This is a genomic window from Brumicola pallidula DSM 14239 = ACAM 615, from assembly GCF_000428905.1.
Classification (GTDB): domain Bacteria; phylum Pseudomonadota; class Gammaproteobacteria; order Enterobacterales; family Alteromonadaceae; genus Glaciecola; species Glaciecola pallidula.
The window spans coordinates 146,919-173,283 of the sequence record NZ_KE386817.1 but is presented as its reverse complement, the minus strand read 5'-3'; the positions used below and the strand labels follow the sequence as shown (position 1 = coordinate 173,283).

General features: G+C 42.0%; 20 protein-coding genes and 4 tRNA genes. 15 read left to right on the top strand and 9 right to left on the bottom strand.

Annotated elements, in window-relative coordinates:
* Positions 1-3 precede the first annotated feature (3 nt).
* Positions 4-79 (bottom strand) — tRNA-Val (locus G399_RS0118565).
* A 208-nt stretch (positions 80-287) separates the two neighbouring features.
* Between G399_RS0118565 and gltX the strand changes: the two genes are divergently transcribed.
* The 10 genes from gltX to G399_RS0118515 all read left to right on the top strand — a co-directional run bounded on the left by gltX (position 288) and on the right by G399_RS0118515 (position 8,802).
* Positions 288-1,697: a glutamate--tRNA ligase gene (gene gltX / locus G399_RS0118560; RefSeq protein WP_006014478.1), complete on the top strand. Its 1,410-nt coding sequence runs from the start codon at positions 288-290 to the stop codon at positions 1,695-1,697.
* Between the two features lie 95 nt (positions 1,698-1,792).
* Positions 1,793-1,868: transfer RNA gene (locus tag G399_RS0118555), tRNA-Ala, on the top strand.
* Positions 1,869-2,008: 140 nt separating this feature from the next.
* Positions 2,009-2,084, top strand: a tRNA-Glu gene (locus G399_RS0118550).
* 146 nt (positions 2,085-2,230) lie between these two features.
* Positions 2,231-2,306, top strand: a tRNA-Glu gene (locus G399_RS0118545).
* Positions 2,307-2,465: 159 nt separating this feature from the next.
* Complete coding sequence (gene dusC / locus G399_RS0118540) at positions 2,466-3,392, top strand: tRNA dihydrouridine(16) synthase DusC (RefSeq protein ID WP_006011064.1); 927 nt, start codon at positions 2,466-2,468, stop codon at positions 3,390-3,392.
* Positions 3,393-3,654: 262 nt separating this feature from the next.
* Positions 3,655-5,067 (top strand): amidohydrolase, encoded by a 1,413-nt coding sequence (locus G399_RS0118535; protein ID WP_006011063.1) that lies wholly within the window; start codon positions 3,655-3,657, stop codon positions 5,065-5,067.
* Entirely contained in the window at positions 5,064-6,356 is a 1,293-nt protein-coding gene (locus G399_RS0118530; RefSeq protein ID WP_006011062.1) for an amidohydrolase family protein, read from the top strand. Before G399_RS0118535 ends, G399_RS0118530 begins: the two co-directional genes overlap by 4 nt.
* Before the next feature lie 46 nt (positions 6,357-6,402).
* Complete coding sequence (locus G399_RS21410; RefSeq protein ID WP_026843881.1) at positions 6,403-6,882, top strand: hypothetical protein; 480 nt, start codon at positions 6,403-6,405, stop codon at positions 6,880-6,882.
* 2 nt (positions 6,883-6,884) lie between these two features.
* A complete protein-coding gene (locus G399_RS0118520) occupies positions 6,885-7,109 on the top strand; it encodes a helix-turn-helix transcriptional regulator (RefSeq protein WP_006011060.1) in 225 nt (74 codons plus the stop codon).
* Positions 7,110-7,269: 160 nt separating this feature from the next.
* Positions 7,270-8,802 (top strand): acyl-CoA carboxylase subunit beta, encoded by a 1,533-nt coding sequence (locus G399_RS0118515; RefSeq protein ID WP_006011059.1) that lies wholly within the window; start codon positions 7,270-7,272, stop codon positions 8,800-8,802.
* Positions 8,803-8,936: 134 nt separating this feature from the next.
* Here the strand turns inward: G399_RS0118515 and G399_RS0118510 are convergent, their stop codons facing one another.
* Positions 8,937-9,674 (bottom strand): arylesterase, encoded by a 738-nt coding sequence (locus G399_RS0118510; protein ID WP_006011058.1) that lies wholly within the window; start codon positions 9,672-9,674, stop codon positions 8,937-8,939.
* Between the two features lie 19 nt (positions 9,675-9,693).
* Here G399_RS0118510 and G399_RS0118505 point away from each other — a divergent pair, with 19 nt between their 5' ends.
* Positions 9,694-10,386 carry an ABC transporter ATP-binding protein gene (locus G399_RS0118505; RefSeq protein ID WP_026843879.1) on the top strand — a complete coding sequence of 231 codons (693 nt, stop codon included), beginning with the start codon at positions 9,694-9,696 and terminating at the stop codon, positions 10,384-10,386.
* Between the two features lies 1 nt (position 10,387).
* Positions 10,388-12,904, top strand: a complete 2,517-nt coding sequence (locus G399_RS0118500; RefSeq protein WP_006011055.1) for an ABC transporter permease — start codon at positions 10,388-10,390, stop codon at positions 12,902-12,904.
* Positions 12,905-12,980: 76 nt separating this feature from the next.
* On the opposite strand, the gene G399_RS0118495 is transcribed toward G399_RS0118500, so the two are convergent.
* Complete coding sequence (locus G399_RS0118495; RefSeq protein WP_006011051.1) at positions 12,981-13,949, bottom strand: sensor domain-containing diguanylate cyclase; 969 nt, start codon at positions 13,947-13,949, stop codon at positions 12,981-12,983.
* A gap of 283 nt (positions 13,950-14,232) precedes the next feature.
* On the opposite strand from G399_RS0118495, the gene G399_RS0118490 reads away from it, so the two are divergent.
* A complete protein-coding gene (locus tag G399_RS0118490; protein WP_006011049.1) occupies positions 14,233-15,231 on the top strand; it encodes an NADP-dependent oxidoreductase in 999 nt (332 codons plus the stop codon).
* Between the two features lie 55 nt (positions 15,232-15,286).
* On the opposite strand, the gene G399_RS0118485 is transcribed toward G399_RS0118490, so the two are convergent.
* Positions 15,287-15,904, bottom strand: coding sequence for a glutathione S-transferase family protein (locus G399_RS0118485; protein WP_026843878.1), 618 nt, complete (start codon positions 15,902-15,904; stop codon positions 15,287-15,289).
* A 265-nt stretch (positions 15,905-16,169) separates the two neighbouring features.
* On the opposite strand from G399_RS0118485, the gene G399_RS0118480 reads away from it, so the two are divergent.
* The gene (locus G399_RS0118480; protein ID WP_006011047.1) at positions 16,170-18,068 is read left to right on the top strand and encodes a DNA topoisomerase III; all 1,899 of its coding nucleotides are present in this window, start codon (positions 16,170-16,172) and stop codon (positions 18,066-18,068) included.
* A 104-nt stretch (positions 18,069-18,172) separates the two neighbouring features.
* On the opposite strand, the gene G399_RS0118475 is transcribed toward G399_RS0118480, so the two are convergent.
* Positions 18,173-18,877: a DUF445 family protein gene (locus G399_RS0118475; protein ID WP_006011046.1), complete on the bottom strand. Its 705-nt coding sequence runs from the start codon at positions 18,875-18,877 to the stop codon at positions 18,173-18,175.
* Between the two features lie 344 nt (positions 18,878-19,221).
* Here G399_RS0118475 and ilvD point away from each other — a divergent pair, with 344 nt between their 5' ends.
* Positions 19,222-20,901 carry a dihydroxy-acid dehydratase gene (gene ilvD, locus G399_RS0118470; RefSeq protein WP_006011045.1) on the top strand — a complete coding sequence of 560 codons (1,680 nt, stop codon included), beginning with the start codon at positions 19,222-19,224 and terminating at the stop codon, positions 20,899-20,901.
* A 53-nt stretch (positions 20,902-20,954) separates the two neighbouring features.
* On the opposite strand, the gene G399_RS0118465 is transcribed toward ilvD, so the two are convergent.
* The 4 genes from G399_RS0118465 to G399_RS0118450 are packed head-to-tail and all read right to left on the bottom strand — an operon-like array spanning position 20,955 to position 26,145.
* The gene (locus tag G399_RS0118465) at positions 20,955-22,868 is read right to left on the bottom strand and encodes a putative bifunctional diguanylate cyclase/phosphodiesterase (protein ID WP_006011044.1); all 1,914 of its coding nucleotides are present in this window, start codon (positions 22,866-22,868) and stop codon (positions 20,955-20,957) included.
* Positions 22,852-24,450, bottom strand: a complete 1,599-nt coding sequence (locus G399_RS21055; protein ID WP_034897699.1) for a sensor domain-containing diguanylate cyclase — start codon at positions 24,448-24,450, stop codon at positions 22,852-22,854. The genes G399_RS0118465 and G399_RS21055 overlap by 17 nt, the downstream gene beginning before the upstream one ends.
* Positions 24,443-24,880, bottom strand: a complete 438-nt coding sequence (locus G399_RS21050) for a type 2 periplasmic-binding domain-containing protein (RefSeq protein ID WP_006011042.1) — start codon at positions 24,878-24,880, stop codon at positions 24,443-24,445. The genes G399_RS21055 and G399_RS21050 overlap by 8 nt, the downstream gene beginning before the upstream one ends.
* Positions 24,880-26,145 carry a hypothetical protein gene (locus tag G399_RS0118450; RefSeq protein WP_006011040.1) on the bottom strand — a complete coding sequence of 422 codons (1,266 nt, stop codon included), beginning with the start codon at positions 26,143-26,145 and terminating at the stop codon, positions 24,880-24,882. Before G399_RS0118450 ends, G399_RS21050 begins: the two co-directional genes overlap by 1 nt.
* Positions 26,146-26,365: the final 220 nt, after the last annotated feature.

Sequence of the window (26,365 nt, the reverse complement as noted above, 5' to 3'; positions counted from 1 at the left end):
AAGTGGTGGACGCTACTGGGCTTGAACCAGTGACCCTCGCCTTGTAAGGGCGATGCTCTCCCAACTGAGCTAAGCGTCCATCTTGTCTAACAATCTTACTAAAGCGTTCCTCAGTAAGTGGACGCGTATTATAGAGTTGAGACCGCATCTGTCAACCGCATTTTAAAAAAAAAGTCCTGTTAGTTTAAAAATCGGCCAAACAATCAGTTATTTTCGTCTGCATTGCTATTTACTGGCGGCATTAACCGGTAAACTATGCGCAATTAATTTTTAGGAATAATATTATAATGACAGTGGTAACTCGTTTTGCTCCAAGTCCTACCGGCTATTTGCATGTTGGTGGTGCTCGTACTGCTCTTTATTCTTGGTTGTATGCTAAGAGTAAAGGAGGCGAATTTGTATTAAGAATAGAAGATACAGATCTTGAGCGTTCTACAGATGAAGCAAAACAAGCCATTTTAGATGGTATGGATTGGTTAGGCTTATATCATGACAAAGGACCATATTATCAAACGGAGCGCTTTGACCGTTACAACCAAATTATTGATGAGTTACTCGATAAAGAGTTAGCGTATAAGTGCTTCATGTCAATTGCAGAACTTGACGCAATTCGTGAAGAACAGGAAAAGAACGGAGAAAAGCCACGTTACCCCGGTACTTGGCGCAACAGAACGGAGCATCCTGAAGGACAACCTTTTGTTATTCGATTCAAAAATCCGTTAGAAGGTGACGTCGTCATCAATGACCACATTCGCGGCGAAATTCGGATATCTAATACTGAGCTCGACGACTTAATTATTAAGCGAACCGACGGTGCGCCGACATATAACTTTTGTGTTGTTGTTGATGATTGGGATATGGGTATCACCCATGTTGTAAGAGGCGAAGACCACATTAACAACACGCCGCGTCAAATTAATATTCTCAACGCCTTGGGAGCGCCGGTTCCTGAATATGCCCATGTGTCTATGATTTTAGGCGATGACGGCAAAAAATTATCTAAACGTCATGGTGCTGTCAGCGTGATGCAATACAGAGATGACGGTTATCTACCTAAAGCTGTTTTAAACTACCTTGTTCGCTTAGGTTGGTCATATGGTGACCAAGAAATATTCAGTATTGATGAAATGATTGAACATTTCAGTCTTGATTCGATTAGTAAGTCGGCGAGTGCATTTAATACAGAAAAGCTAAATTGGTTGAACGAGCACTATATTAAAACATTGCCGCCAGCTGAAGTTGCTCCATATGCAAAATGGCATTTTGATCAACAGGGCATAGATTGCAGCAACGGACCGAGTTTAGAAAGTGTTATTGAAATTCAAGCAGAGCGGGTAACGACCTTAAAAGAATTGGCAGCGATTAGCACTTATTTTTACACTAGCTTTGAAGACTTTGATGAAAAAGCCGCAAAGAAACATTTGCGTGTTGTCGCCAGGGAGCCGTTGCAAGCGGTAAAAGAAGCCCTTCTTGCTGTTGAAGACTGGTCTCCTGAAAATATAAAAGCGGCTATTGATGCAACAGCCGAGAAACTAGATGTTGGTATGGGCAAGATTGGCATGCCACTGCGGGTTGCAGCCACTGGCTCAGGCAATTCTCCGGCTTTAGATGTGACCTTAAACCTCATGAATAAAGAGGAAGTTGCACAAAGAATAGACAAGGCGCTCATTTACATAACAAATAGAGAAAATTCTTAAAAAAATCGTTGACATAATTAAGTCAGATGCCTAGAATGCGCCCCGCTGTCACGGAACTGTAGCGTAAAACATAGCTCGCAGGTCTATTTGGACACGGGGCTATAGCTCAGCTGGGAGAGCGCTTGCATGGCATGCAAGAGGTCGGCGGTTCGATCCCGCCTAGCTCCACCAAGTTTCATTTAGTGTGTCATGTTAGTAAAAAAATCCAAGCTGTCGCGGCTTGGTCTAGGTTAGGATAACGTCGTTTACTTTATAGTTTTCGGTTATGCTAACAAAAAACTATCAAGGTTCGCTTTGATAAAAAGTTTTTTGTCCCCTTCGTCTAGAGGCCTAGGACACCGCCCTTTCACGGCGGTAACAGGGGTTCGAATCCCCTAGGGGACGCCATTTTCCCAGTGGTAAATCTGGGAGATAGTAATAAAAAAATCCAAGCTGTCGTGGTTTGGTCTAGGTTAGGATAGCGTCGCTTACTTTACGGTTTTCGCTTATCTTAACAAAAAACTATCAAGGTTCGCTTTGAGCAAAAGTTTTTTGTCCCCTTCGTCTAGAGGCCTAGGACACCGCCCTTTCACGGCGGTAACAGGGGTTCGAATCCCCTAGGGGACGCCAATTAGAGAAACCACCCAAACGGGTGGTTTTTTTTTGTTTGCTTTTCGGCTTGTATCAACTATATCGATACATATCCAGATAAATAGCACAGCAAATAAATTAGTTAAATAATTCAGACTAACCACTGTAAAAACTATCAATTGAGGCATACTTGTCGCTATGAAAATTGTATTAGCTCCAATGGAAGGTGTTGTCGATCACCTTATGCGAGATATGCTGACAAGAGTCGGTGGCTTCGACTTGTGCATCACTGAATTTGTGAGGGTTGTTGAGCAACTACTTCCTGCAAAAACATTCTATCGCCTGTGTCCTGAACTGCGCAATGGTGCGGTTACGTCGTCGGGTGTGCCAGTTAGGGTGCAATTACTGGGGCAGCATCCACAATGGTTGGCCGAAAATGCAGTACGAGCAGTCGAATTAGGCTCTCCTGGTATCGATTTAAACTTTGGATGTCCGGCAAAAACAGTGAATAAAAGTAGAGGGGGTGCAGTGCTCTTAAAAGAGCCTGAAACGCTTTATCAAATTATCAAAGCTGTGCGCGATGCAGTGCCAAAAGATCAGCCTGTGAGTGCCAAAATACGACTCGGTTTTGACGATACTTCACTCGTATTGGAAAACGCTGATGCAATCACTCAAGCTGGTGCAGATTTATTAACCGTTCATGCAAGAACCAAGGCGGATGGCTACAGACCTCCAGCCTATTGGGAATGGATTGCAAAAATTAAAGAAGTCACCGATATTCCTATCATTGCGAATGGCGAAATATGGAATGCTGAAGATGCATTGCTATGCCAGCAGCGTAGCGGTTGCCAAAATTTAATGATTGGACGTGGCGCATTGGCAATGCCTAATTTGGCACAAACAATTAAAAATAATCATGCACCGATGTCTTGGCAGCAAACAAAAGAATTACTTGTGTCATACTCTGGTTATGAAATTTATTCTGATAAAGGGCGTTATTACCCTAATAGGATAAAGCAATGGTTCAATTATCTAAAAAGACAATATCCTGAAGCTGAAGCCATGTTTGTTGAGTTGAGAAAGCTTAAAAACGCAGATGATATTGTGCGAATGTTGGCTACATAAATAAACCGCTATTGAAAAATCTGCTACGCTTGACCCTAGAGCTATATTAATCAATGCTGAACTAAAGGCAGATAAACTGCGCTCAAAACCGATATAAAAACTAGTTAACGAAATGTTATTGCAGTTTTTTATCGTTTTTCATTGATTTTATAGTAAAGTAGTTGCAGCAAAAATTGATATTTTATGTGGATTTTCATCTTCTTAAATACACTCAATCTTCATATAAAACCAAAAATGGCGTTGTCCAACAACAAGGAAAGATATGCTTAATACAAAACTAAAACTCGGGCTTGCACTAGCAGTTTCAGTTGCTTTAGTCACTGGCTGTAGCGATGACAAGCAAGAGGAAAGACAAGAAAGTGTAACGGGTATTGATAAAAACCCATTTCCAAGTACTTATCAAAAGATTGATAGTAAGCCGATTGTCATCACCAACGTGACTATTCTTGATGGCATAGGCGGTAAAATTGAAGACGGTGAGATACTACTTAAAGATGGTGTCATTGTAGAAGTAGGTAAGGGTATCCGTTTGCCCTCCGGTGCAATTGAAATTGATGGTAAAGGAAAGTGGCTTACCCCAGGTATTATTGATAATCACAGCCACTTAGGCGTTTATCCTTCGCCATCAACTCGTTCACATTCTGACGGCAACGAAATGACCTCGCCAGTAACCGCTGAAGTGTGGGCCGAGCATTCAATATGGCCGCAAGATCCAGGTTTTCAGCGAGCACTTGCAGGCGGTGTTACTTCCCTTCAGATCCTTCCAGGTTCTGCTAATTTATTCGGTGGTCGCAGTGTGACTGTGAAAAACTTACCGAATAGAACCATACAAGACATGAAGTTTCCAGAAGCGCCTTATGGTATAAAAATGGCCTGTGGCGAAAACCCGAAGCGTGTATATGGAGATAAAGGCGGTCCAATGACTCGCATGGGTAATGTCGCTGGCTATCGCCAAGCTTGGATCCAAGCACAAGAATATCAAACTAAATGGGCCCAATATGAAACTGAACTTGAAGCGGGTGGGTCACCTAAACGACCAAGCAGAGACCTCAATTTAGATACACTTGCAGGTGTGTTAGACGGCGATATTATTGTGCATATGCATTGCTACCGTGCTGATGACATGGGCACCATGATGGATGTCATGAAGGAATTTAACTATAAGATTGGTACCTTCCATCATGCAATAGAGGCTTATAAAATTGCTGACAAGTTAGCTGAAAATAACGTGTGCTCGGCAATGTGGGCTGATTGGTGGGGCTTCAAAATGGAAGCTTATGACGGCATTAAAGAAAATATTCCCATGGTACATGCGGCGAATGCTTGTGCCATTGTTCACTCTGACAGTGACCTTGGTATTCAACGCTTGAATCAAGAAGCTGCAAAAGCATGGGCTGATGGTAAACGCGCTGGTATTGATATTAGTCAAGCTGATGCTTGGCAGTGGTTATCCGCAAACCCCGCGAAATCGCTAGGGATTTTTGATAAAACAGGGTCTTTAGAAGCAGGTAAAAATGCAGATGTTGTTTTGTGGAGCACAGACCCGTTTTCTACTTACGCACAAGCGGATAAAGTATTTATCGATGGCGCAATGGTCTATGACCGCAGTAATCCCGAGTCATGGCCGGTGAGTGATTTCGAGCTCGGACAAATTGCTGAAGGAGATGCAAAATGAATTTATTTAAGAAAGCGGCATTAGCCTCAAGCATTGCCATAGGCTTAAGTTTAAGTGCATCAGCATGGGCTGAAAATATCGCGATTGTTGGTGCTAAAATCCATACTGTATCTGCTGCAGGTATCATTTATAAAGGGACTGTTTTAATCAAAGACGGTCGTATTCAACAAGTTATTGAGGGGACGGATGTACCCAGCGGATACCGTACAATAGATGCTGAGGGCAAAGTAATCACGCCAGGCTTTATCGGCGCAGCGACTTCACTAGGTCTCGTTGAAGTCAGTTCTTCTGCAGGAACGGTCGATGCGCAAGCGGAACCACATGCGATTTCAACAGTTGGGGCAGCATTGGACGTGCAATATGCACTAAACAATGACTCCACACTCATACCGATAACCCGAATTGAAGGTTTTACCTCGGCAGCAACTGGATTAGGTGGTAGCGATCAATTATTTTTGGGCCAAGGTGCTTTTATTACATTAGCAACAACCTATCGACCAGTACTCAAAGCACAGGCTTTTATGAAGCTAAATGTGGGTAATTCTGGTGTGGATAATAACGGCGGCAGTAGAGCCGCATTGTGGGTTGCCATTAATCAGTCATTTGATGAAGCCAAATTTGCCAAGTCGTATGCCATGGATCCAAGTCAAAATTGGCTTGGTTTGACTACGATGGCTGACGCAAAAGCCTTAATTCCTGTGCTTGATGGTAAAATGCCACTGGTTGTTAATGCCGACAGAGCCGCTGATATCGTGCAGGTGATTGCGCTTAAAAAGCGTCACACTGACTTAAATATCATTTTGGCCAGTGGTGTTGAAGCATGGCGTGTCGCTGATGAGTTAGCCAAAAACAATATACCGGTCATACTTGATCCTGAATCGAATTTACCCGGTGCTTTTGATCAAATTGGTGCAACCTTGGAAAATGCAGCAAGATTGCACAAAGCAGGAGTTACGGTTGTGATCGGAATGGATACCCATAATATTCGCCTGGCAACCCAACATGCGGGTAATGCGGTTGCTAATGGTTTGCCACATTCTGCGGGTATCGCTGCATTAACCATTAATGTCGCTAAGATATTTGGCATGGACGAACAAATAGGTAGCTTGGAATCTGGTAAGGTTGCAGACCTCGTAATTTGGAGTGGTGATCCGCTTGAAGTTACGCAAACGGCAGAGCAAGTGTTTATACAAGGTGAGCAAATTGACATGACTTCTCGTCAAACGAAATTACGCGACCGCTATTTGAAACGCAATGCACTAAAGCCGGTTGGCTATACCAGACCATAGCGCAACAAGAAATTAGAGCACTGTTGTTCTCAAGAAGAGAAAGTAAGTGCTAAGGGCCAGAGTTTCTGTTCAGTCTTGGCTATCCCTTTTGGCTGCCTTGCTTATTTTTGGTGACTACGCAATTTCCGTATTCACAATCGATGCCAATGTACTTAATCCCGATGAAATGATTGAAGTGGCAATGCATAATTTGAGTTCAGCGGTGTTACTCATTATTATGGTTGAAATCATATTTCAGTCATTAATTGCGGCTGGCCGTCGCAATAAAATCGAGTTTGACGGGGATGAGCGTGATAAGTTAATTAGCCTAACCTCGAATAACTCAGGTTATTGGGTGTTAAGTATTGGCGGTATCATTACCCTTGGCCAGTTAATTTTGTCACATGTATCCGGTATGCAATTCTCGCTTGAAGAACACACCAATATTCCGATGTTTGAAATGCACTTATTGTTGTTCAGTTTTATTGTGGCTGAAATAGTTCGCTTTAGTCACCAAATCTATCTTTATAGAAAGGATGCTGTGTAACAATGGCCTCAGTAAACAAGATTAATAATAAAGTCCGCGAGTGTCGTTTCTTTGCAAATGAAATGACCCAACAAGGTTTAGCTGAAAGGGTAGGAGTCACTCGACAAACTATCATGGCAATAGAAAAAGGAAAGTATAGTCCTTCTCTTGAGGTCGCTTTTAAAATTGCACTGGTGTTTCAAAAATCTCTTGAGGATGTTTTTAGCTATGATGTTGCTATTGAATAAGTTGTTTTTTTAAAATACAAAATAAATAGTTTATGATTTTTTTATTCAAAGATGAGTTTAGATTACTAGCATAATTGACAACGATGTTAGCTTTAATTCGCGACTGATACAGCTAACAATAGTCGCTAACAATAGTCGCTAATAACAATGAAGAATGATAATGACAAATAACACTGAGCAGGCCTTAAAAGAATTAGAATCGAGGCTCGCGAATACACAAGACGATGTCCGTTCAACTCAAGCAGCAAAGCGACACGCTAAGGGATTTAACACGGCGCGCGAGAACGTTGAAAAATTATGCTCGGGTAACTTATTTAGAGAATACGGTCAACTAGCGGTTGCTGCCCAACGTCAGCGTCGTGACTATGAGGAACTGCAAACGGAAACCGCTGCTGATGGCGTTATTACTGGTATTTCTCCGATTAATAATGGGTTCATTACATTGGGCAACAAGGCTAAAGTTAGTTCACATGACACCGTCATTATTGTTAATGACTACTCCGTTTTAGCTGGTACTCAAGGTTATTTCCATCATCTAAAACTCGATAGAATGATTGAGATTGCGCTGAAAAAGCAGTTACCTATTATCATGTTAACTGAGGGTGGTGGAGGTCGTCCGGGTGATACTGATATTTCTACGATTAATTCAGGCTTACAATGCACTACGTTTGGTCGTTGGGCTGGTCTAATTGGTAAAGTGCCACGCATAGCTGTCAATAATGGCTACTGTTTTGCTGGCAACGCAGCACTATTTGGCGCTGCTGACATAACCATTGCTACAACGTCTTCGTTCATCGGCATGGCAGGGCCAGCCATGATTGAAGGCGGTGGATTAGGTAAGTTTAGTCCCACAGATATTGGTCCTATTGACATGCAAGCCAAAAACGGAGTGGTTGATATTGTCGCCGAAAACGAAAACCATGCTATTGAAATTGCCAAAAACTGTCTAAGCTTTTTCCAAGGGCATCATGCTAATTGGTCTGCGCCAGAAGATGATGCACTTGATGATGTGTTGCCCGACGACCGACGTTTTGTGTATGACATGCATAAAGTGATATCAGGCATTGTTGATAAAGATTCTTTTATAGAGATTGCAAAGCAATACGGCACAGCCATTATTCAAGGCTTTGCTCGAATCGAAGGTAAACCCATTGGTGTGATAGCAAGCAATTGCAAAGTACTAGGCGGTGCCATTGATGTTGATGCGGCTAAAAAGCTAAATCGCTTTATGAAGCTATGCGATCAATTCGCTATTCCTATACTGTCTCTTTGTGATACCCCTGGTTTTATGGTGGGCCCTGAACACGAAAAGAATGGGGCTGTTCGCTACCTTAGTGAATTATTTGCAACCGGCGCAAATTTATCTATCGACTTTGTCGCAGTCGCTATTCGTAAGTGTTATGGATTAGGTGCTCAAGCTATGCTGTCGGGTAGCATCTCTAGCCCGAGTTATATGCTGTCTTGGCCAACGGGTGAATTCGGTGCCATGGGACTTGAAGGAGCAATAAAGTTGGGCTTTAAGAAAGAATTAGAAAAACAAACCGAGCCGGCAATGCGCCAAGCATTATTTGATAAGCTACTGGCTCAGCAATATCAGAAAGGCAAGGCGCTAGAAGTTGCCACAGTGCTTGAAATTGATGCTGTAATTGAACCTCGGGATACCAGAAAAATAGTACTTGCTGCATTGAATTAACTTTCTAGCCATAAGTGGGGAGATCAAAAGGCAATTTTTTTACTTTATTCAAATTAAATGTAACGATTTTCATCTTTTATCCATCTTAATTAATACCTCACTGCCCATCGTGAATTGTAGAACTCAGCCCTGACTCAATTTAATATATAAGCCTCCAACTGTGGCTTTAACAACTCAGTAATCATAGGTTGTGCTTCTGCAGTTGGGTGGATGCCGTCGTTTTGCATCAATGCCTTGTCTAGTGCTATATCTTCTAAAAAGAACGGAATTAGCGGAATGTTATTCTCTTGGGCGATGTCCGTAAATACTTGCATAAACATCTGTGTATAACGTCTTCCGTAATTTGTAGGTATCTGCATTTCTTGCAGTAAAACAGTAACATTACTTTTTTTAGCCAACCGCACCATCTTATTAATGTTGGCTTTTATCTTCTTCGGATTATGGCCTTGCAGCGCATCGTTTCCGCCAAGTTCAATTAATAGATGAGTGGGTTTATGTAGGTCGAGTAAGCGGGGAAGGCGAGATAGGCCGCCATCGGTAGTGTCGCCACTGATAGCAGCATTGATGACTGCAATTGGTTTATTCTCACTTATCCACGCATTTTGTAACAAATAAACCCAACCCTGCTGTTGTGTTAACCCATACGCGGCACTTAAGCTGTCGCCAAGCACTAATAACTTATGTTCTTGTAATTCTTGCTGATCTGAATAGCTATAAAAAGGGAATAAAAGACATACCAGTAGGCTATTGCGAAGAATTTTTGATACATTACCGCGTTGCTGTAAAGCAAAAGCCCTACATACATTGATAAGCGATTGATTTTTTGCACGCTTAATCGAACTAATTTTTACGGATTTTGAAAAAGAAAACACTATGACAATAGCCCCTGCAATGATTGAAACGAAAAGTATCATAAAGAAGGTGGATACGAGTGAAGGCGAATTACAGATCCTTCAACCCATCAGCTTCACGGTAAAACCAGGTGAATCGATTGCCATTATAGGCGCATCTGGTTCGGGTAAGTCAACACTTCTTGGTCTGCTAGCTGGCTTAGATGAAGTCTCGGGCGGACACATAATGATAGATGGTGAGGCTTTGCATTCTATGGATGAAGAGCAGCGAGCAAGATTACGTGGCGAAAAAGTCGGATTTATTTTTCAAAGCTTTATGTTGGTGCAGAGTTTAACTGCGCTCGAAAACATTATGCTGCCAGCTGAAATAGCGGGGCTATCAGAGCCTAAAAAGCGTGCTCAAAAAATACTTGAGCAAGTAGGACTTGATCATCGAGCCAATCATTTTCCTAATCAACTATCGGGTGGCGAGCAGCAGCGTGTTGCTATTGCTAGAGCATTTATTACAAATCCTAAAATTCTTTTTGCTGATGAACCGACGGGTAATCTTGATTCTACCAACTCAACCAAGGTCGAGAATTTACTTTTTGACCTGAATAAAAAATCCAATACGACATTAGTGCTAGTTACCCATGACCATAAACTTGCGCAGCGTTGCCAGCGTCAGTTGCACATGGATGCCGGTGAATTGACTGAGCAAACCAAGCCGCTCAAAGTCGTTTCTGGAGAATAACATGTCTACCGTATTTCAATTAGCCTGGCGGCTGTTCAAACACGAAGCTAAACGCGGTGAATTAACTATTATTTTACTCGCCATAGTGCTTTCTGTTGGTTCTGTTTTGTCACTATCTTTATTCAGCGAACGTTTACAGGGTGCGCTAACCGACCGTTCGGCAGAGTTTATTGCAGCAGATAGACAATTGCGCTCCAGAGAGCTTGTCGATGACGATTGGCTAAGCAAAGCATCCGAATTTAATCTCAACAGTGCTTATCAAGTTAGTACAAGGTCGATGGTATTTGGCGCAAAAGAACTGGCGTTAGCAGACCTTCGTGCTGTGGACGCTAATTATCCACTTAAAGGCAGCATTAAAGTCGCGTTGCAAGCGTTTGGCGTGCCGGAGGCAACTACTGAATCGCCTAAATCAGGTGAGGTTTGGATTGATTCACGTCTTTTTCAATTAGTTCAGGTTGAATTAGGCGGTAATGTTGATATCGGCGACGCGAGTTTTAAGATTACTAAGGTGCTCAGTGAAATTCCAGACGCAGGGTTTAGTGTTTTTAATACTGAGCCCATTGTATTGATGTCGACTGAGGACTTGGCCAAAACTAATGTCACCGGTCCTGGTTCGCGGGTGAGTTATAAGTATTATTTTACTGGCGAAACGAGTGATTTGGACGACTATTATGATTGGCTTCGCCCACAACTAAACAGAGATGTTCATCGCTGGACATCAATTGAAGACGATGACTCTGCTATTGGACGATCTATTGCCCGTGCGGAACAATTCTTTTTGCTAGCCAGTTTATTAGCTATTGTTCTAGCCGCTGTCTCTATTGCGGTTGCAGCGCAGCGTTACAGTCAGCGTCACTACGATCCCGTCGCGATAATGAAGACCCTTGGGGCAGGTAAGTCCATGGTGCAGCGCATTTATTTGCTGCAAATTTGCTTTATCACCTTACTGGGCATTATTTTGGGTGTCACCGCCGGTTTTATTTTGCAGCAAGTTGTGGTCATGTTTTTGGCGGACATTGTAGAGGTTTCCCTTGATATTTGGCATTGGCGACCATTGGCTATTGCCATATTCACTGGCATTATCTGCTCGGTACTGTTCTCGCTATATCCCTTATTACAGCTATTCTCAGTGCCCCCTCTGCGTGTATTAAGGCGAGATATTAATACCACGTTATCGTCAAAAGTATTGCAATTTTCTACCTCAGGCATCGCTGTATTCTTGTTGATGTGGGTTTACAGCCAAGACCTGATGATCAGTGCCATATTATTTATATCGGGCATTATTTTAGTTGTGCTGTTACTGGGTGTTACTCATGTTCTCATTGCGCTGGGGCGCAAGCTAGGTAGTGGCAGCATGGGCTCTTGGACATTAGCCTGGGCGCGTATACGCCGCAGAGCCATGGGTAACAGTGTTCAATTGATAAGTTTTTCTATTACCATCATGTTGTTATTGGTTGTTTTAGTCATGCGAAATGACATGGTCGAACAATGGCGTGACCAGTTGCCAGAAGGCACACCAAACTACTTCGTATCAAATGTAACAGAGAGCCAACGGATTGGTTTAGAGGACCAATTTGCACAAAACAATGTTACAGGCGGTGGTTTCTATCCGGTTGCTCGTGGACGTTTTGTTGCTATTAATGACGAAAAAATCCGTACTGAAGTGACCAAAGAAGATGCCGAAGTTGCTAACGAGGGTCGTCAAGGTTTAGGTCGTGAAGCCAACCTGACTTGGGGTACAGAACTTCAAACGGGTAATAAGATCGTTGAAGGCGAATGGCTAGATTCTTGGCAAGAGGGCGAACCCTATCCGCTATCAATTGAAAGTCAGATTGCGGGACGCTTGGGAGTTAAATTAGGCGATGAGCTGACGTTCAATATTGGTAGCGAAGTCATTAAATCCACAGTAACCAGTTTGCGCGAAGTTAATTGGCAAACAATGCAACCCAATTTCTATTTTGTGCTGCACCCTAAAGCGGTAGAGAACTTTGTCCCTACCTATATTACTAGTTTTAGCCTGGATGAATCGCGCAAGGCAGAGATAACCAGTCTAATGGCACCTTTTGCCAGTGTTACCTTATTTGACGTGGACGCGAGGATTAATCAACTTAGAGAAATTATTGACCAAGTGTCTATGGCCGTAGAATTTATTTTAATACTGGTGCTTATTGCGGGGGCCTTAGTGCTGATAGCTCAAGTTCAAGCCAGTATGGATGAACGCTTGCAAGAGCTCACTATTCTTCGAACACTGGGTGCAAAAGGGTGGATGATACGCTTTAGTGTTATCAACGAATTCCTTATTATTGGGTTCGTTGCTGGATTAATGGCGGCCATAGCAAATGAATTTAGTTTGTATATGTTGCAAACCCAAGTATTCCAAATGGAAGCTGGTTTACATCTCGAATATTGGGTGATAGCCCCAATCGTAGGTGCGTTGACCGTCGGTTTTCTTGGTGCCATCGGGTGCTGGCGTTTACTAAGCTTAAATACCGGTGAATTACTAAGGAAAATGGTTTAAGCATTTCAGACGTTGCGGGTAGTTAGCAGTATTAACTATCCGCGAACCATTACCGGCGACAGCGGTTTGGTAAAAATCAACTATAAGAGCGTTGTGTTCTTTTGTGCTCATACATCGCAACGTCAGCTTCTTGGATCATTTCTTCTGCAGATTTTGTGCTGTCATGTTGAAAATGTTCTACACCTACACTATATTCGATTTTGTAGGGTTTGTTTATAGTCGCATTAGCAGCTTCAATAGCGACGGCAAATCGCGCTACTATTTCGTCAACGTTCTTTTTGCTTGAATCGTTCAGCATCGCAACGAATTCATCTCCGCCGAGTCTGCCGATCACATCACTATCTCTAAAAGTCTCAAGCATTAGTTGAGCAAACTTGTTCAGCACGAAGTCACCTTCATGATGCCCATATTTATCGTTAATGATTTTAAATTTATTGAGATCAAAGAATAAAAATGACATTGATACTTTATTTCGTCTGCATATTTTTAAACTACAATCGACGAGTGTTAAAAAGCCGCGTCTATTGGCAATCAGTGTCAACTCGTCCAGCGTAGCTAATTGTATAGATTTTATCTCTTGCTCGACCATTGCACCTAAATCTTTTAGAAGCTGCTGGTCCTCTTCATTCATCGTTCTCGGTACTTGGTCGATAAGACATAAGGTACCTATGCTTAAATCTTTCCTAATTGTCAGTGGGTAGCCTGCATAAAACCGAATGTACGGTGGATTAGTGACCAATGGATTATCAAAAAATCGTTCGTCTATAGCCGCATCTGGAATGATGAATAGTCCATCTTTATTAATCGCGTGACTGCAGAAGGAGATTTCTCTTGGAGTTTCAGTTAACTCAAGTCCTTGCTTAGATTTAAACCACTGACGGTCCTCGTCGATAAGAGTAACGAGTGAAAGAGACACACCAAACATACGTTTAGCGATGCGAGTCACACGATCAAATCGTTCCTCATCTGTAGTGTCAAGGATCTGTAAGGTTCTCAAAGCGAGTAAACGTTCAGTTTCATTTTTTGGAATTTCAGGTTTAATCATCGATCTGTCCTCAACGTACAATAGCTTTTAAATTATGATGCCCCGAGGAATTGTGAACCAGGTTTACCTTTTATCTGTGCGACTAAACAAGTCCACAAGTGCGTTAACTTTAGACATCAGATACTGATGTTTTGTAAAGAATAAAGATTTGCATCATTAGTTATATATTTTACCACTTTATGTAGTAATAATGGACCACTTAAGCTTCGATAGTAAAAATCAATACAAGTGCCTAAACTATACTAGGTATATCGGTATCTACAACGTCAATGGAGAGTCTATTATGAGCACCTACACCGCAATTAATCTAGCACAACGTCCAGTTCCTGGACCTATTCGCTCAGATACATTTGAAGTGGTTAAAAAAGAGACACCGAAGGTTGGGCCGGGTCAGTTTCTAGTAAAACAAACTTATATGTCACTTGATCCTGCTATGATCGGTTGGATGAGTTCTGACACTAAAAGTTATATTCCACCAGTTGTTTTAGGAGATGTTATGCGCTCCTCAGGTTTAGGCGAAATTGTCGAAAGTAATCACCCTGATTTTCATGTCGGTGAGCGAGTTATGGGTTTAATGGGATGGACAGAATATTTTCTAAGTTCAGGCCCAGGCTTGAACAAAGTGCAAGCGGGTTTGGATCCAACTATGGTGTTATCGGTATTTGCCCTGCCTGGCATAACTGCAATGCAGGGATTATATGGAGTGGCTAAACCTAAAGCCGGAGAAACCATTGTGGTAAGTGGTGCGGCGGGTTCTGTAGGCTCAATTGTAGGTCAATTGGCAAAGGCCGATGGCTTAACTGTGATCGGTGTGGCTGGAAATGCCGAGAAGTGTCACTGGATTGTGGATGACTTAGGATTTGATGGTGCAATTAACTATAAGACAGATGATATTTCTGCAAAACTTGCCGAACTAGCGCCGGATGGGGTTGATATTTATTTTGAAAATACCGGTGGTGCGATCCAAAAGCATATCTTTGAAGCGATGAATGCGCATGGTCGAATAGCCGTTTGTGGAATGATAGCTGATTATGGCACTGACTCCCCAAGCGCCGGACCTAATTGGATCCCGATCATCAAGAAGCGTTTGAGCATACAGGGCTTCACTATGCCAGATCATTACGCAGAGATACCGGGGTTGATTACTAAACTGACACCTTACGTGATGCAAGGTAAGATAAAGCATCGGGCGCATATATTGGATGGTTTAGAATCCGCAATTGATGGTTTAAATTTACTACTAACTGGCGGCAATAACGGTAAGTTGATCGTTAAGCTGTAAATATCTGACAAACAAAGTCGTTCAAGCCCGCGTGAGCGGGCTATGCGCGATGGGGTTACTCTACAGCTCGTTTTAATGCGTCTCGGAATGCAGGGCGAGCCATATTTCGACTGATGTAGGCTTGCAAGGTCGGATGGCCTTCAAGCTTACCTAAGCGATCAGCCATGTGCACCGCGTAACTAATTCCAAAATCTGCTCCACTGATTTGCTCACCCAATATAAATTCATTGTCATCCAGTTGTGCTGCAATATTATCCAGGTGCAAAGTCACTTCACCCTGACTAAATCCGCCCAGCATTGCACTGGGCGATTCATCGCGCATCAATAACATCTGAATCAACAGCGGTGCAAACACCGAACCTTCTGAATAGTGCAGCCACTGCGAATAAGTGGCCCATGCGTTTAGGTCTTCGCGACGAGGCGAAAATTTGTGTTCTGTATCGAACTTTTCTAAAAAATAAGTGGTGATCGCGCCTGACTCGGCGAGAACCAAACCATCATCTTCAATTACCGGCGACTTACCTAATGGGTGGATCACCTTCAGACTATCTGGGGCACGCATGGTGGCTGGATCGCGCAGGTATTCTTTGAGTTCATACTGCATGCCCAGCTCTTCCATCAACCAAACTGTAAAGATGGATCGTCCAATTCTCAAATGATGTATTGTTACCACTATATTTACTCCGTTATTGACACACAAAATTTATAAAAAAATATAGCAAGGATTAACACCCTATCTATTATGCTTAATCTACTAAAAGAAGCTGGTTACTGCAAATTGCCCGAGACTAATAAATTGCTCATAAGTGTTTTCGCCCTTGATAGATCGCTGTTTTTGGTGGGGGCTTTATGCAAATGATCGTCAACGCCTTCACTATAGACTAACGTTATGTGTCAAAGCTTGCTAGAATACTGTTTTTCTATCCAGTTGTTTTTGTATGATTGTGTATATCGCTGAGAAACCAAGTTTAGGCCGTGCAATAGCTACCGGGTTTGATGGTCGACAACAAAAGCGCGATGGTTATATCGAGCTTGATAATGGCGATTGCGTGACATGGTGCATCGGTCATCTATTAGAACAAGCTGAGCCAGATAAATATGATGCAGCCTATGGCAAGTGGTCACTGCAACATCTGCCGATTGTACCCGTAAAGTGGCAACTGGTGCCTAAAAAGAACACACAAAAACAACTAAGCGTGGTGAAACGGCTACTCAAAACAGCGACGCATATCGTCAATGCAGGCGATCCTGACCGTGAAGGACAATTACTGGTAGATGAAGTAATTACTTATTGCGGGGTGAAAACGTCGATTATTGAAAACGCAGGACGTCTATTAATCAATGACTTAAATACCAGCGCGGTGAAAAAAGCCTTACAGAATATGCGTGCTAATCGCGAGTTTTTAGGCTTATCTATATCAGCCTTAGCGCGTTCTCGTGCCGACTGGCTATATGGTTTAAATCTAACTCGTGCTTATACTTTGCTGGGTCAACGTGCCGGTTACAGTGGCGTGCTGTCGGTAGGTCGAGTACAAACGCCAGTTTTAGGTTTAGTGGTCAGGCGCGATCAAGACATTGCCCATTTTACGTCGACACCCTTTTTTGACGTTATCTCCACTTTGGAAACGCTAAACAAAATGACTTTTACTGCTAAATGGCAACCAAGCGAAGCATGCGGTCCTTATCAAGACGAAGAGGGTAGAGTGCTGTCGCGTAAATTAGCGCAAACGGTGGTAAATAAAACTCAAGGTCAAGAGGCCTCGGTCACAGATTACAAGGTACAAAATAAACAAAGTCTTCCTCCTTTACCTTACAGCTTATCGATATTGCAAATCGATGCCTCTAAGCGTTTTAACTTATCGCCTAAGAAGATATTGGATGTGTGTCAGTCATTGTATGAAAAATACCAACTGATTACGTATCCCCGATCCGATTCGCGTTATTTGCCTAAAGATCAGTTTGTGCAGGCCACTAAGGTGTTAAGTGTGATCAAGTCGAATGTACCGAGTTTCACAAGTGCCGTCGACAATGCTGACCCGAAGTTAAAATCTAAAGCTTGGGATGACAGTAAAGTCGATGCCCATCATGCTATTATTCCAACTAACCGGAATAAGGCTTTAGCGAGTTTAACGCCAGATGAAGCTAAAATTTATCAGCTCATTGCTACCCAATACTTGATGCAGTTTTACGGGCCACATAAATATCAAGAACAAGTAGCGAAGATTGATATTGCGGGTGGTGAATTTATTGCCAAAGGTAAATCGACTAACGACCTAGGCTGGCTGGCGCTGACTAAAAGTGAAAACACCAAAACCGAAACAGTATTACCAAACTTAAGTAAGGGTGAGTCTTTACATTGCATTGATTCGCAACTTTTGGAAAAACAAACATCGGCGCCTAAACATTTTACTGATGCTACTTTGCTTGGGGCAATGACCGGGATCGCGCGTTATGTGCAAGACAGTAAAATTAAGAAAATCTTAAAAGAGACCGATGGACTTGGCACGGAGGCAACGCGCGCTTCAATTATTGATTTATTGTTTAGACGCCAGTTTATGCATAAAATAGGTAAAGAAATCCATGCCACTGAGACCGGTAAAGCCCTAATTAACGCCTTACCAAGTGAAACTACCCATCCAGATATGACCGCTATCTGGGAAGCCAACCTAGATAAAATCGCTCAGCGACAATTACGCTATGAAGCCTTTATGCAGCCTTTAACTGAATCCATTACACAGTTGATTAGTCGCAGCCAGCAGCTGGACACCACTCACTTTGGGGGCTTGAAGAGTGCACGGCCTGCCCGTAAAAAACGTTTTTTTAAGAAAAAATCTTAGAAAGTAAATAAACAGATTTGTTCTGCCCTAACCAAAAATTATCAGACATGCTCGCGATAACAAAACAAGGTGACTTGGCCCAGCCCGTTTTATTCCTATCTACTTTAGAACTTGAGTAACGTGGCTAATAGTCCAATTAATCCGCCAAAGACGCCGCCCCACACAACTAGCCAACCCAAGTGTTTTCTGATCATATTCTGAATAATGTCCTTGACCATTTTAGGTGTTAGTTCATTCAGACGTTGCTCAACAATTTGCTTAATTTTTTCGTGCAAGTCCTGCTGCACATTAGGCTGAGCTAACTCCTCTTGCAGCAATAATATAAACTCAGGATCTTGCGTAATATCTTCTAGTGCCAGCCCCATCTTATCGATAAAAGGTTGTCGCATCGGCTCTAAGGCCTCAACACCGCCGAACATTCCTAGCATCTGTCCAAATGAAGACGCTTTGACAACCTCAACCAAGGAGTCAAATGTGGGTGCCAAGTCTACTTTTTTGATAATAGGGGATAAGTCTAGTTGCAGAGGTTGGTTACGGTCAGCCATAAAACGTTGGATGTTCTCTTCACTAAAAAACTGTTCCATCACGAGCGTTCGAATACCGCTCTTAAAATCCTCGAAGCGTTCTGGTATGACCCCAGAGCCATACAGTCCAGGTACTTTTTCAAATAGCATATGCACCGCTATCCAATTGGTGATGGCACCTGATACCGCAAACAACCCGACAGTTTTGATTATGACATTGTCTAAGAAAAAACCAATCAGCACTAAGGCAATGGCTAATCCACTGGTGATTATACTTTTATTCAAAGAAAGGACTCCAAGATTGTTTAATTTAGAAAGGTTGATAATAGTAAAATAAATACTGTCAAGATGCTGATGCTATAATGTATTATACGAGGCGTAAATGCTATATTTGTTGTATGCAACATAGTTGATTGAATCCAACTGTACGCTACAATATCGTATCATTGAAGCGGGTTAGCGATGGTAGCAACTTCGTAGTTAATTATTTTCTTGCCCCAATTATTGCTCAAAATAGACTTTTTTAACAAGTTAGGTAAATAAGACGAACGAATTCATTAACTTAGATTGTTTATTAACTTATACAATTCTATAGTACATCCACTGAAGCTGAAAACGAAGAGTAAAATATGAGTACAGATAAATCACGCAAATATTCTCAAAAAATCGTAGATGGTGCAGCTCAGGCTCCAAGCCGATCTATGTTGAGGGCTGTGGGCTTTGGCGACGAAGATTTCAAAAAATCGCAGGTGGGTATTGCTTCAACTTGGTCAATGGTAACGCCATGCAACATGCACATTAACACCCTGGCAGAAGAGGTGGGTAAGGGTGTAGATAGCGCCGGTGCTAAAAGCGTGATTTATAATACTATTACCATATCTGACGGTATTTCCATGGGTACCGAAGGTATGAAGTATTCTTTGGTATCACGTGAAGTTATTTGCGATTCGATAGAGGCTGTATCGGCTGGTATGGGCCACGACGGCATCATCGCTATTGGTGGCTGCGACAAAAATATGCCTGGCTGTTTAATGGGGCTAGCACGCCTGAATCGTCCTTCAATTTTTGTGTATGGCGGGACTATTTTGCCGGGTGAAAACCACACCGATATCGTATCAGTATTTGAAGCTGTGGGTAGTTATGCTAACGGCGATATTCCGATCACTCAGTTGGAACATATTGAGAAAACCGCGATCCCCGGCCCAGGTTCCTGTGGCGGCATGTATACGGCAAATACTCTAGCCTCAGCGATTGAAGCTTTGGGTATGAGTATGCCCAATAGTTCGGCACAAAATGCGGTTTCAGATAACAAAAAACAAGACTGCGTTGACGCAGGAAAAGCGATTGTTTACTTACTCGAACATGATATTAAGCCGTCTGATATTATGACCAAAAAGGCATTTGAGAATGCGATCACGATGGTCATAACCCTAGGAGGTTCCACCAATGCAGTACTGCATTTAATAGCCATGGCAGACGCAATTGGTGTAGAAGTGACATTGGATGATTTTGTGCGTATAGGTGATAAAACACCGGTGATAGCCGACTTACGTCCAAGTGGTCAATATTTGATGTCCGAATTAATTGAAATTGGTGGCATTCAACCTCTGATGAAGCGTTTATTAGATGCTGGTATGTTGCACGGTGATTGCATGACAGTAACTGGCAAAACCATGGCTGAAAATTTGGCTGGTGTAGCAGATTATCCTGACGGACAGACTATTATTTTACCTTTTGATAAACCAATCAAAAAAGACAGTCATTTGGTTATACTCAATGGTAATTTAGCACCAGAAGGTGCCGTTTCGAAAATCACAGGAAAAGAGGGGTTAAGCTTCACTGGCGCAGCGAAAGTGTATGATTCAGAAGAGCAGGGTTTTGCTGCTATTATTGATGGCCAAGTGCTAGCCGGTGATGTAATTGTCATTCGCTATGAAGGCCCAAGAGGAGGGCCTGGTATGCGTGAAATGTTAAGCCCTACTTCCGCAATTATGGGCAAAGGATTAGGCAATGATGTTGCGCTCATCACCGACGGTCGATTTTCAGGCGGCAGTAGGGGCTTTGTGGTTGGTCATATCACGCCTGAAGCATACGAGGGCGGTCCTATTGCGTTGATAGAAAATGGCGATAGCATTACAATTGACGCGCAAAACCGTGTCATGACGCTCAATATCAGTGATGAAGAGATGGCTAGCAGAAAGAACAATTGGCAACAGCCGGCAGCAAAATATACCAGAGGACTGTTAGCAAAATATGCGAGAACAGTAAGCTCGGCCTCCACTGGAGCGGTTACGGATAAACCTGATTAAGCAATTCTAACCGGATCACCAGCGCTGGTGATCCGGTTTAATATCGGCTTAGCTTAGCTTAGCTTAACTTGTGCTTGCGCTAGTTTAATAAATTCTTTAGCTGGAAGGGGTTTGGACCAATAGTAGCCTTGTCCATAAACACAGCCCTGTGCTTTCAGTATTGCGGCAGTTGCTTCATCTTCAACTCCCTCTGCAACATTTTCTAATTCCATTACATGGCTCATTTTTATTATGGCATTTACAATGTGTTGTAGTTGTAAATTGCCCACCATATCTCGAACAAATGACATGTCTATTTTCAAAGTAGAAGCATTAAATTTTGACAAATAGTTTAGGTTTGAGTATCCCGTTCCAAAATCGTCAATAGCGAAATACACGCCGCGTTCTACCATCAAGAAGATTTGTTGTTCTATATGTTGCGTATCCTCTATAAACAGTGATTCGGTAATTTCCAACTCTAATAAACTTGGATCCAGTCCCGCTTTTTGTAGGGCTCTAAAAACATGGTTAGGTAAATTTCCGCGCTTAAACTGTACAGGTGACAAGTTGACTGCGACCGTCATTCCCTTTAATCCATTGGTCTGCCATTTTGCACACTCTGCACAAGCAGTTTCGAGGGCCCAGCGCCCGATTTCAATAATTAAACCAGACTCCTCAGCAACCGGGATGAACTCTGCAGGAGAAATAATGGTATCGTCCTTTCGCCAACGGATTAAGGCTTCTGCACCGACGAATTGATTAGTGGCCAAGTCAACCTTTGGCTGATAATACAATTCGAATTGTTCTTCTTCTATGGCCGTTTTAAGTTCATGGTTCATATTCAAGCGCCTATTGATGGAGGCTTCCATGTCACTTTCATAGAAATGATAGCTGTTTGGTTCTTCTTCTCTTGCTTTGTAAACCGCAAAGCTTGCTTTTCTATTTAATTCGTTAAAGGTGTTGCCATCAAATGGCGCAACAGAGACTCCTAGAGCACAACTCAATTCAAAGTTATATTCAGAAATAGATAGCGGTAATATACTGACACGAATAGCTTGATGGCAAAAATCTTGCAGAGCGGCATAGTCAGGTACGCGTTTGACAAACGTAAACTCGATGCCCGAAGTCCGATATACAAACGTATGCTCATCTTGCAGCTTAATGAAGCGTTCAGCGAGGATGTTTAAAACTTGATCACCAAACTTGTGCCCTAATGTGGAATTTATCCAATTAAAATTATTCATATGCAAGGTAATAAAACCAAGCATATAGCTATCTTTCGGTGTGTCGCTAAATAGCTCAACTAGATCTAGTTTACATTTCTCGGCATTAGGTAGCTGCGTAAGTTCATCATACAAAATACGTTTTTCGGCGTTTTCCTTAATCACGTCGTAACGCACTCTCTGCTCAGTTAATCGCAAAATAAGAGCTTTAATATAGCCTGATATAAGTATGATACCCATGCCATAAACGGACAAAACTATCGCCATATCGGTTGCTTTTGCCCAGCTCGAATAGTCGGTAACTACTTTAGGTTCAACTAAATCGATGGAAATTGCATAAGCGAAGAAATAAAAGCTAATAAGCATATAGCAGGACAAAGGAATGATCATGGTCTTGCCGCCAAGCAAGGATGCAAATATCAGCACACATGGATACAGCAGCAAAGAGGTGTCGTACAAACCGTCATAATAGAATGCTTTTGATGATGCAAAGATAATGACGGTCCAAAGTGTCATTCCGGCAACAATATTCCATGTGTCTGAGTTTAATAGTTTTAATAGACCAATAAAAAAAACCACCACTACCAAGCCGTCAATTAACCATTTAGTATCGTCTTGCCACAAAGCAATTGCAGACATAATCAGAAACAGGCCGATAAATACATAAATAACCGATTGGACTTGTGCAACTCGCGACTTTATATCTTGTAAGATAAGCCCTGAAGAACCCATGGGTGTTAATACACTTTTACTTTCTTTTAACATGGATTATTTCTTGAGTAACTAATTCATGGGCAAACTTTAGGGACTTTTCAGGATCTGTGTCTCTGTCGTTCTTTACAATGTACATGGCTTGGTCGGCGAGATTGATAATCTCTTGTATTTTCACGCCATTCTCTGGGTAAAAGGCAGCTCCTACACTGGCTCCAACAGCTACATTTTGGTTGAATTTACGTAAAAAGTAAGGCTTAGAAATTCGTTGCACCAAACGTGTAACAATATCTTTAGTAGTGGCTTCGTCGGCGCCGTCAAGTAACAAAACAAATTCATCGCCTCCCCATCGACCACCAAAGTCTTGGGTCCTGAGGGTCTTTTTAATGCGGTCAGCGACAAAGATTAATATTTCGTCGCCCGACTCATGACCGTAAATGTCATTGATCCGCTTGAACCAGTTTAAGTCAATCAAAGCCAGACAAAAGGGGCGCTGCTGTTCAGCAAATACGTCAATCTCTTTTTCTAGACCTTGGCGATTATAAAGTTTGGTGAGCTTATCGTAATCAGCTTGATAAGCTAACGATTCTAATTCTTTCTTTCGCTTAGAAATATCATGCAGGGTAATTTGATAATATTCACGTAAGTCCTCATTAACAACTGAGGTCACCACCACTTGCACCCAAACTGAAGCTGAGTCCTCGGAGGTTTGTAGTTTAAATTCCCCTGTTGCTATTTCATCATTCGCAAAAGCCAACTCCACACAGCCTAAAAGCTTCTCGGGCTCTGCAAACAAATTTTCCAGTAATGGTCCAAAGCTCTTTTTTAATTGGAGGTTAAGTTTTTCAAGGATCGTCTCAAAAGCGACATTAAACAGTATAATATTACCTCGGGGTTCCATTAATATAATAGGCGACATTGAATTTTCAAACAGCATCCTAAAGCGTTTTTCCAAAGCTTCAATTTCTTTTCTAAGCTTTCTCTCTCTGGTAAATTGTTGTTCGGTTTTATCAAGTAAAACATTGACGTCGTTGACTAATTCACCAAGTTCACTGTTTTGATGAAAATCAGGCACAGTCAAGCGATTTCCTTCACCCGGAACGGTTTTATGTAATGCGCGGGCAATTTCGATCATGGGTCGGGTGATCAGGAAGAAAGCCACGAATATTGCCACAATTGTTACCACGAATGCCTGCAAAATCATGGCTTTAGAGTTATCGAATGCTAATTGTCTAGCTCTTTCTTCAATGTATTGAATATTAGGTGCAATAACTAAAGTACCAATTGATTTATCTACTTCAAATAAGGATTGAATAGGAAAAACTACTGGCTCAACAAAGGTGTTTGTATTACTGACAACGTCGATATTTTCAAAATTCATCTTAGCATTAAGAACGACCTCGTTAGTAGCAAGCCCATCGACCACTTCTTGAGCCAGATCTTTTTCAGCTAAATATGCAGCCGTTGCCGCAGTAGCCGCGATAGTTTTATATAAACTGCCAAGACTTTGCTGAGTGATTGCGACCTCTTGATTGAAGGTCAATTTGTAGAATAACTGTGATGAAAGAAAACCAATTGCAATGGATGCAAAACCAATGACTATTGCCAGTCGAACCAATAATGCACTTTTATTCATAGAAACGATAAACCACTTTAACATCGTCTGTCACACTACTTTCGTGAATGTAGGCGATGGCATTCTCTGTTTGTTTTACAAAAGCTAAAATTGCTTTTTCGTCTTTTTGTTGAGTAGGAGGTCTGGCTCGGCCAGAAAACTTTACTTTTGACCAGTAAGCATTAACTCGCGCTAATGACATACCGACTAAAGAATCGTAGAATTTTGTTCTGATCACTAAGTCATTTTCAATATCCACTGGGACCGCTTTTGACCCGTCAGGAAATGCAACATATTTGCCCATGTACAAGTCGATAACCTGAGAGCGCGAAAGCATAGAAGTAGGATTATCTTTGTGTACAACTAACACTAATTCACTGCTGATGGCAAGAGTGGTGAAACTCAGTCCACCCATCAAGATCATTGTTTTGAGTAAGGTTAATTGTAACATCAGTATAAAAAGCTCACGTTGGCAAACAAAACATTAACATGCCCGGTTCTATTAACGTTTAGCGTCGCATCCACCTTAGGCGGTTGCCAAAAAGTGCTTCCTCCATCATCTATGCGGGTATGATCTAATTGAAGTTTGAATGACATGTTTTCGTCAAAATCCCAGCGCCAACCTATGGATACGGTTTTTTGATTAAGACTGTAATAATTAAGCAACAACTTCGATGCATTATAAGCTTCTATGCCACTTGGTACCTGCTCCAGTGCAGGCAAGATAATACCGCTGCTATCAAGATCAAACTTTTCTGACTGACTGAACGCGATGGATGCAAAGAAGTTATGCGCATTGGTGTGATAAATACCACTTAAATAGCCGCTTTCGACGCCTTGAACAGACAAAGTATTCGTCCTTATTGTTGCTAGTTCAGAAATCAGCGTGACGTTGTTGAATCTATATTGGCCACTTAAGGAACTGTAGCTGCCTGTTTTATTATCTAAGTCAGCAGCATTTGCGAAATTGACTGCGTTAGGCCAGATTACCGAAAAGTTAGGTACAAACGCTTCGAGTTGCGTAAGGCCAATAATTAGCGGTTTTATCACTTGTGAATCGAACTTTAGCTGAGTATGGTTAACGGCGATATCCCAATTAATAGATTGAAAATCTAAAGCTAAGCCAATAATATTATCAAAACGAAATGGAGGGGCATCAGGCGCACTAAATGCGGTCACAGCAAATTCATTCTTGCCATAGAATAGCTTGGCTGAAAACGTTAAATCGCCCAGAGGTTTGCTGTAAGTTAAGTCAACACCATCAAGATAGCGATGGGGTAAGACACCATAAATTTCGCTTGGTACATGAGCCCACGTATAAGCATAGCCGATGTCTCGATATTCGGTTAATAAGAATAAATCGTAAGCGGTGCGGCCAACTCTAAATGACCAATTGGCGTTTGGTGAGTACCTTATAAAGGCTAAGTTCAGTGCCGTCTTGAGATTAAGCTCTCGCTGGTCTCTGTAGATGGCTTGAACCACAATATCGATTTCTTCAGTGGCTATAATATCAAATTGGATGCCTAAATTTGTGTTCTCAGCAAAATCAAAGTCATTTTTGAATACACTTGCGGTCTTAGAAAAATCGGCGCGATAACCAAACTCATTAGAATCCGTGGTTACAACCCCTATGGTACCAAATCCGGATACACGAACCTCTGGCGCTGCTAGTACGAGGTTTGATACTAGCAGTAGCAGGAAAACACATTTTGTCATAATTAATAGAGCCTTAAAACACTTGAAAAACAAGCCATGATTTATTCACTTATTGTGTCTACCCAATTCTTAATGTTATCCTAATACGCTCGGCAATATACTCATTTTTATGACTTGGCATGATACCTGTGTATGCATAACAAATGGTGAGGCGTTAGTGAATTTTATTAACGCCAAAGTTATTACCTAACTTATTTGTGTTTTATATTTTCGGTAATAA

Excerpts from the sequence above, each read along its gene's own strand:
- gltX (WP_006014478.1), top strand. The coding sequence starts at position 288 with ATGACAGTGGTAACTCGTTTTGCTCCAAGTCCTACCGGCTATTTGCAT.
- dusC (WP_006011064.1), top strand. The coding sequence starts at position 2,466 with ATGAAAATTGTATTAGCTCCAATGGAAGGTGTTGTCGATCACCTTATG.
- G399_RS0118535 (WP_006011063.1), top strand. The coding sequence starts at position 3,655 with ATGCTTAATACAAAACTAAAACTCGGGCTTGCACTAGCAGTTTCAGTT.
- G399_RS0118530 (WP_006011062.1), top strand. The coding sequence starts at position 5,064 with ATGAATTTATTTAAGAAAGCGGCATTAGCCTCAAGCATTGCCATAGGC.
- G399_RS0118520 (WP_006011060.1), top strand. The coding sequence starts at position 6,885 with ATGGCCTCAGTAAACAAGATTAATAATAAAGTCCGCGAGTGTCGTTTC.
- G399_RS0118515 (WP_006011059.1), top strand. The coding sequence starts at position 7,270 with ATGACAAATAACACTGAGCAGGCCTTAAAAGAATTAGAATCGAGGCTC.
- G399_RS0118505 (WP_026843879.1), top strand. The coding sequence starts at position 9,694 with ATGATTGAAACGAAAAGTATCATAAAGAAGGTGGATACGAGTGAAGGC.
- G399_RS0118500 (WP_006011055.1), top strand. The coding sequence starts at position 10,388 with ATGTCTACCGTATTTCAATTAGCCTGGCGGCTGTTCAAACACGAAGCT.
- G399_RS0118495 (WP_006011051.1), bottom strand. The coding sequence starts at position 13,949 with ATGATTAAACCTGAAATTCCAAAAAATGAAACTGAACGTTTACTCGCT.
- G399_RS0118490 (WP_006011049.1), top strand. The coding sequence starts at position 14,233 with ATGAGCACCTACACCGCAATTAATCTAGCACAACGTCCAGTTCCTGGA.
- G399_RS0118480 (WP_006011047.1), top strand. The coding sequence starts at position 16,170 with ATGATTGTGTATATCGCTGAGAAACCAAGTTTAGGCCGTGCAATAGCT.
- ilvD (WP_006011045.1), top strand. The coding sequence starts at position 19,222 with ATGAGTACAGATAAATCACGCAAATATTCTCAAAAAATCGTAGATGGT.
- G399_RS0118465 (WP_006011044.1), bottom strand. The coding sequence starts at position 22,868 with ATGTTAAAAGAAAGTAAAAGTGTATTAACACCCATGGGTTCTTCAGGG.
- G399_RS21055 (WP_034897699.1), bottom strand. The coding sequence starts at position 24,450 with ATGAATAAAAGTGCATTATTGGTTCGACTGGCAATAGTCATTGGTTTT.
- G399_RS21050 (WP_006011042.1), bottom strand. The coding sequence starts at position 24,880 with ATGTTACAATTAACCTTACTCAAAACAATGATCTTGATGGGTGGACTG.
- G399_RS0118450 (WP_006011040.1), bottom strand. The coding sequence starts at position 26,145 with ATGACAAAATGTGTTTTCCTGCTACTGCTAGTATCAAACCTCGTACTA.